Raw genomic sequence first — 6,905 nt, 5'->3', positions numbered from 1 at the left:
GCTTTGTAGGCGGTATTCATCAATCGGCGTACGTTTTCCATAACCATTTTTCGTTACAATTAAAACATTTACATCCTCTTCGACAATTTCCATACCTACAACTTGATCTTCTTCACCTAATGTAATTGCTTTTACACCAGCCGCATTACGTCCCATAGAACGTACATCTTGCTCGTTAAAACGAATTAGCATACCATTGCTTGTACCTACAATAATATCCTTATCACCAGATGTTAAACGTACAGATATTACTTCATCCTCTTCACGAAGAGAGATTGCAATTAAACCATTTGTACGTATATTCGCAAATGATGAAAGTGGTGTTCTCTTAGAGATACCTTGTTTTGTTGTGAAGAATAAGAATTCATCGTCACCAAATTCACGAATTGGAATAATGGCGTTAATCCATTCACCCTTATCTACACCTAATAAGTTAATAATAGGTATACCTTTCGCTGTACGACTATACTCTGGGATTTCATATCCTTTCGTACGGTATACTTTCCCCTTATTAGTGAAGAATAGAATATGATCATGCGTAGAAGTAGTTAATAAATGTTCTACGAAATCATCATCATTTGTCCCCATTCCTTGCACACCACGTCCACCACGGTTCTGTGTTTTGTACGTAGAAGCTGGCAACCTCTTAATATAACCATTATGTGTTAACGTAATGGCGATGTTTTGTTCTGGAATCAAGTCTTCATCTTCAATAGACTCCATACCACCAATTGTAATTTCTGTACGTCTCTTATCATTGAAGCGCTCTTTTACTTCTGTTAATTCTTCACGAATAATCTCAAGAACCTTTTCTTCATCTGCTAAGATTGCTTTTAATTCAGCGATTAACTTCATTAAATCTTGATATTCTTGTTCAATTTTTTCGCGTTCTAATCCTGTTAAGCGTTGCAGACGCATATCTAAAATAGCTTGCGCTTGTTTTTCACTTAAGCCAAAACGTTCCATTAAACCTTGTTTTGCAATTTCCGCTGTTTTCGAACTACGAATTAATGTAATAACTTCATCCAGATGGTCTAAAGCAATTCGTAATCCTTCTAAAATATGAGCACGTGCTTCTGCCTTTTCAAGTTCATAAGCAGTACGTCTACGAATTACTACCTTTTGATGTTCCAAGTAATGATATAAATTTTGTTTTAAATTCAGTACTTGTGGTTCTCCATTTACAAGAGACAGCATGTTAATACCAAAACTTGTTTGAAGTGCTGTATGTTTATATAAGTTATTTAATAATACATTAGCATTGGCATCACGACGTACTTCCATAACAATACGCATACCATTTCGATCTGATTCATCACGTAAATCTGTAATACCTTCAATTTTCTTATCGCGAACTAATTCTGCAATTTTTTCAATCAATCGCGCCTTATTCACTTGATAAGGTAGTTCCGTTACGATAATAGATTGTTTGCCATTTGACTTCTCTTCAATTTCAACTTTAGCACGAAGTATAATAGACCCGCGTCCTGTCTCATAAGCTCTACGAATACCACTTCTTCCTAAAATTAAACCTGCCGTCGGGAAATCTGGTCCTGGAATGCACTCCATTAATTCTGCAATAGTAATATCAGGATTATGACTTAATGCCAATACACCATCAATTACTTCACCAAGTTGATGCGGCGGAATATTTGTTGCCATACCAACTGCAATACCTGTCGTACCATTTACTAGTAAGTTAGGAAAACGCGCTGGTAACACAATCGGCTCTCTTTCAGAACCATCATAGTTATCTTGATAATCAATTGTATTTTTTGAAATATCACGTATTAATTCCATAGAGATTTTAGACATTCTTGCTTCTGTATAACGCATTGCTGCCGCTGAATCTCCATCGACAGATCCAAAGTTACCATGCCCATCAACAAGCATATAACGTTGACTGAAATCTTGGGCCATACGTACCATCGTTTCATAAACAGCTGAATCACCATGAGGGTGATACTTACCGATTACTTCACCAACAATACGTGCTGATTTCTTATACGCTTTATCAGCCGTAATTCCTAAATCATTCATCGCATATAAAACCCTACGATGCACAGGTTTTAATCCATCACGAACATCTGGTAATGCACGAGATACGATAACACTCATTGCGTAATCTAAAAATGAGGTACGCATTTCATGGCTAATATTAATTTCTCGAATTCGTGCTTGTTGTTGATTGTCTGACATCAACGAGCACCTCCTCTTACATTTCCGTTACACATACATTGATTTATATGTAGAAGACAGGAATACTCAGATTCCTGTCATTACTCATTTAAATATCAAGGTTTTTCACGTATTTTGCATTTTCTTGGATAAAGTTACGACGTGGTTCTACTTTATCCCCCATTAAAATTTCAAATGTTTCATCTGCTTCAATTGCATCTTGAAGAGAAACTTGAAGCAATGAACGTACTTCTGGGTCCATTGTTGTTTCCCAAAGCTGAGTTGGATTCATTTCTCCTAAACCTTTGTAACGTTGGATGCCAGGTTTAGGTTGAGCTGGTAATTCAGCTAAAATCTTTTCAAGCTCTTTCTCATTATAAGCATATTGAATTTTTTTACCTTGTTGTACTTTAAACAACGGCGGCTGTGCAATATAGATATAACCATGTTCAATAATTTGACGCATATAACGATAGAAGAACGTTAATAATAGGGTACGAATATGCGCACCATCTACGTCGGCATCCGTCATAATAATAACTTTATGATAACGAGCTTTCTCAATATCAAAATCTCCGCCAATGTTCGTACCAATTGCAGTAATAATTGTACGCACCTCATCGTTAGATAAGATTTTATCTAATCTTGCCTTTTCAACATTAATAATTTTACCTTTTAGCGGTAAAATCGCTTGGAAGTGACGATCACGACCTTGCTTTGCTGATCCACCGGCAGAGTCACCCTCTACAATGTAAATTTCACTAATTGCCGGATCCTTCGAAGAGCAATCTGCTAATTTACCAGGTAAACTTGAAACTTCTAACGCGCTCTTACGACGTGTCAATTCACGTGCTTTTTTCGCTGCAACACGTGCACGCGCTGCCATCGTACCTTTTTCTACGATTTTTCGTGCAACGTTCGGGTTTTCTAGTAAGAACTTTTCAAATGCCTCTGAAAATACAGACTCTGTAATCGTTCTTGCTTCACTATTCCCAAGTTTCGTCTTCGTTTGTCCTTCAAATTGTGGATTTGGATGTTTAATTGATACAATTGCAGTTAAACCTTCACGAACGTCCTCACCAGTTAAGTTACTGTCTGCATCTTTTAGAATACTATTTTTACGTCCATAATCGTTAATCACACGAGTTAAAGCTGTTTTAAACCCTACTTCATGTGTTCCACCTTCATACGTGTGAATGTTATTCGTAAATGAGTAAATATTATTTGTATATCCTTCGTTATACTGTAAGGAAACCTCAACTTGAATACCATCTTTTGATCCTTCTACATATACAGGCTCTTCATGGATTGGTTGTTTTGAGCGGTTTAAATGCTCAACATATGATTTAATTCCACCTTCATAATGGAATTCTTTTTTTTGCTTATGTTCACGTTTATCTTCAATCGTCAGTTTAATATTACGATTTAAAAATGCTAATTCACGCATACGAGTTGCTAGTGTATCAAATTCGTATACTGTTGTTTCCTGAAAAATTTCTGGATCTGGTTTAAATCGAGTTATCGTTCCCGTTTGATCTGTGTCACCAATGACTTTTAAATCTGCAACCGGAATACCTCTTTCGTATTTTTGATAATGGATTTTACCTTCACGATGTACAAATACCTCTAGTTCTGTTGATAGAGCATTTACTACAGATGCCCCAACACCATGCAAACCACCAGAAACTTTATAACCGCCGCCGCCAAACTTACCACCAGCATGAAGAACGGTCATAATAACTTCTACAGCAGGACGTCCCATTTTTTCTTGTATACCAACTGGAATACCACGTCCATTATCCGTTACACGAATACTATTATCTTCTTCGATACTAACGTTAATTTCATCACAGTACCCTGCAAGTGCTTCATCGATACTATTATCGACGATTTCCCATACAAGATGGTGAAGTCCTTTTCCGCTTGTAGATCCAATATACATACCAGGGCGTTTTCGAACTGCTTCTAGCCCTTCAAGTACCTGTATTTGACTTTCATCATATGAATTTTCTTGCATTTGCTTTTGTTCCATTGACACAAAGATCACCTACTTTTCCATTTAAACAGGGATTACGCCCTATCTATTTCACAATCTACCGTGCCGTTCGTTACATGAATTGTTTTCGCTTCTTTTAATGTTTCGTGTTCAATTCCGTCGACACTCGTCGTTGTCACAAATGTTTGCACTTTTCCTTGAATTGTATTTAACAGATGCGATTGACGATAATCATCTAATTCTGATAATACATCATCCAATAGAAGAATCGGATATTCTTTAACTTCTGAGTAAATCAATTCAATTTCAGCTAATTTTAGGGACAGTGCGGTCGTTCGTTGTTGTCCTTGCGAACCAAAGACTTGAACATTTTTACTATTAACGAAGAATTGTAAATCATCACGATGAGGACCAATTAAAGTCGTACCACGGAAAATTTCACGTTGTTTCACGGATTGAAAACTTTCATAGTATACTTCTTTTATTTTCGACAAATCCATTGATTCTGATACATCTACACTCGGTTTATAGACAATTTCTAATTCTTCTAACCCACGGCTTATACCACGATGAATTGGAGCTGCCCATTCTTGTAGTAAATGCAAAAATTCAAAGCGTTTTTGCAAAATTTTTGTACCATGCTCAATAAGTTGAAGTGTAAATACATCCAACATCGTTTCCTCATTCTTACTATTCCCTTGCATCTTTTTTAGCAAGTGATTTCGTTGTGTGAGCACCTTTTGATATTGACTCAATTCATACAAATAGACCGGAGCTATTTGGCCTAATTCCATATCTAAAAAGCGTCTTCTTACTTGAGGGCTTCCTTTTACAAGATTTAAATCTTCTGGGGCAAACATGACAACATTCATCACGCCAATATATTGACTCAATTTTTGTTGTTCAAGTTGATTTAATTTTGCCTTTTTACCTTTTTTCGAGATATTTAATTCCAAAGACAAAGAACTATTTCTCTTTTGTAGCTTTCCTTTAATTTGACCGAAATCTTCATCCCAACGGATAAGCTCGCGATCATTAGAGGTTCTATGAGATTTCGCCATCGCTAAAACATAAATAGCTTCCATCAAATTCGTTTTCCCTTGTGCATTCTCGCCGATAATTACATTTACCTTATCTTCAAAGGAAAGCTCTAACTTTTCATAATTGCGATAGTTTTTTAATTGTATTTCTGAAATAAACAAAGGGCTCCCCCTTTATGACTGAACTTGGAAACTTCCGCTTCCTGGAATTTCAATAATATCGTTCGCATATAGTTTGCGACCTCTTCTATTTTCAAGTTCTTGATTCACGTACACTTCATATTCTTGTAAAAACCATTTTACAGCGCCACCTGTATCAATTACATCGGCTAACTTTAAAAATTGCCCTAGTGTAATATACTCTGTTGAAATTTTAATACGTTTCATAAAATCGCTCACTTTCTGAAAGTGTTCATTCTTTCATTGTACTAAATAAACTAGCATTAGGAAAGTAATACCCAAAAATCAAATAAGGGCTACTAGCATCTGAAAACTAGCAACCCTTATTTCTTACTTAGTAAGTACGAACCGGTAAAATTAATTGAATAATGGATTCATCATTTACTGTACGAATTAAGAATGGTCTCATTGCTCCAGTAAAGCTAATCTTAATTTCAGTACTATCTAATGCTTTTAGTGCATCCATCATATATTTTGCACTAAAAGATATTTTTAACTCTTCTCCATCTACTTTTTCACATTGAACTTCTTCTACTACTTTTCCGATTTCTGGTGAATTCGAGGAAATTTCTAGCATTGCCTGCTCTAAAGTTGATAATTTTACAACATTATTACGACCATCCCTTGCTAAAAGAGATGCACGATCAATTGCTTGTAAAAATTCTTTTGTATTTACAAAAATATCTGTTTTGCTCTCCGCTGGAATTAAGCGAGTTGTATCAGGGTAATTTCCTTCTAACAATCTTGAGAAGAATAATAAATGTTTTGTACGGAATAATACTTGATACTCCGTAATAACGATATCTACCATTTCTTCAGACTCATCTAGAATTTTGCTTAATTCATTTAAACTTTTTCCTGGAATAACAACATTTGCTTGGAACTCATCTGCAATGCCTTCGATTTTTGCTTTTCGAAGAGCTAGTCTGTGACTATCTGTAGCAATGCCAGTTAGTTCGCTGTTATATACCTTCCAGTTTACACCTGTCAAGATTGGTCTTGTTTCAGAAGTGGAAACTGCAAATACAGTTTGTCTAATCATATGTTTAAGTAAATCCGTTGGAATCTTAAAAACATGATGTTCTTCAATTTGTGGTAACAATGGATATTCTGCAGAATCTAAACCATTTAAATTAAACTCTGATTTTCCAGAAGTTATTTTTGTCATCAAATGATTTTCCACAGAAATTTCTACAGTTTCTTTAGGCAATTTCTTTACAATTTCACTAAAATATTTAGCCTGTAAAACAATACTTCCTGATTGATTCACTTCTACGATTTCTTTTCCATTCTCTTCAACTGGAATGAAAGATTCAATTGAAATATCAGCATCGCTTCCTGTTAATGTAACTCCTTCTTCCGTAGCGACAACTTTAATCCCCGTAAGGATCGGAATTGTTGTACGAGAAGAAACAGCCTTCATTACATCTTGTACACTTCTTACAAGATAGTCTTTTTGTATTGTAAAACGCATAAAGAAAAACCTCCGGTAAGTATAAGATTTTATTTAA

At 35.5% G+C, this 6,905-nt stretch carries 5 protein-coding genes (1 of these 5 running past the window's edge); all 5 read right to left on the bottom strand.

Annotation, left to right across the window (positions count from 1 at the left end):
• Positions 1–2,199, bottom strand: partial view of a DNA gyrase subunit A gene (gene gyrA / locus MR147_RS14755; protein WP_001282851.1) — the 5' portion only. Its footprint begins 273 nt before the window's first position; the window shows 2,199 of its 2,472 coding nt (coding positions 1–2,199); it begins with the start codon at positions 2,197–2,199; the stop codon falls past the left edge of the window.
• 88 nt (positions 2,200–2,287) lie between these two features.
• Positions 2,288–4,210: a DNA topoisomerase (ATP-hydrolyzing) subunit B gene (gyrB, locus tag MR147_RS14750; RefSeq protein ID WP_000435993.1), complete on the bottom strand. Its 1,923-nt coding sequence runs from the start codon at positions 4,208–4,210 to the stop codon at positions 2,288–2,290.
• Between the two features lie 38 nt (positions 4,211–4,248).
• Positions 4,249–5,376, bottom strand: coding sequence for a DNA replication/repair protein RecF (gene recF / locus MR147_RS14745; RefSeq protein ID WP_000470750.1), 1,128 nt, complete (start codon positions 5,374–5,376; stop codon positions 4,249–4,251).
• A gap of 12 nt (positions 5,377–5,388) precedes the next feature.
• Complete coding sequence (yaaA, locus tag MR147_RS14740) at positions 5,389–5,601, bottom strand: S4 domain-containing protein YaaA (RefSeq protein ID WP_000821367.1); 213 nt, start codon at positions 5,599–5,601, stop codon at positions 5,389–5,391.
• A gap of 127 nt (positions 5,602–5,728) precedes the next feature.
• Entirely contained in the window at positions 5,729–6,868 is a 1,140-nt protein-coding gene (gene dnaN / locus MR147_RS14735) for a DNA polymerase III subunit beta (protein ID WP_001212896.1), read from the bottom strand.
• Between the last annotated feature and the right edge of the window lie 37 nt (positions 6,869–6,905).

This window comes from Bacillus cereus group sp. BfR-BA-01350 (assembly GCF_022663775.1).
Lineage (GTDB): Bacteria > Bacillota > Bacilli > Bacillales > Bacillaceae_G > Bacillus_A > Bacillus_A paranthracis.
The sequence above is the reverse complement of the archived record's forward strand: the minus strand, read 5'-3'. Positions and strand labels throughout refer to the sequence as shown.

What these genes read in the sequence shown, in the direction of transcription:
- dnaN (WP_001212896.1), bottom strand. Translation starts at nt 6,868, where the DNA reads ATGCGTTTTACAATACAAAAAGACTATCTTGTAAGAAGTGTACAAGAT.
- gyrB (WP_000435993.1), bottom strand. Translation starts at nt 4,210, where the DNA reads ATGGAACAAAAGCAAATGCAAGAAAATTCATATGATGAAAGTCAAATA.
- yaaA (WP_000821367.1), bottom strand. Translation starts at nt 5,601, where the DNA reads ATGAAACGTATTAAAATTTCAACAGAGTATATTACACTAGGGCAATTT.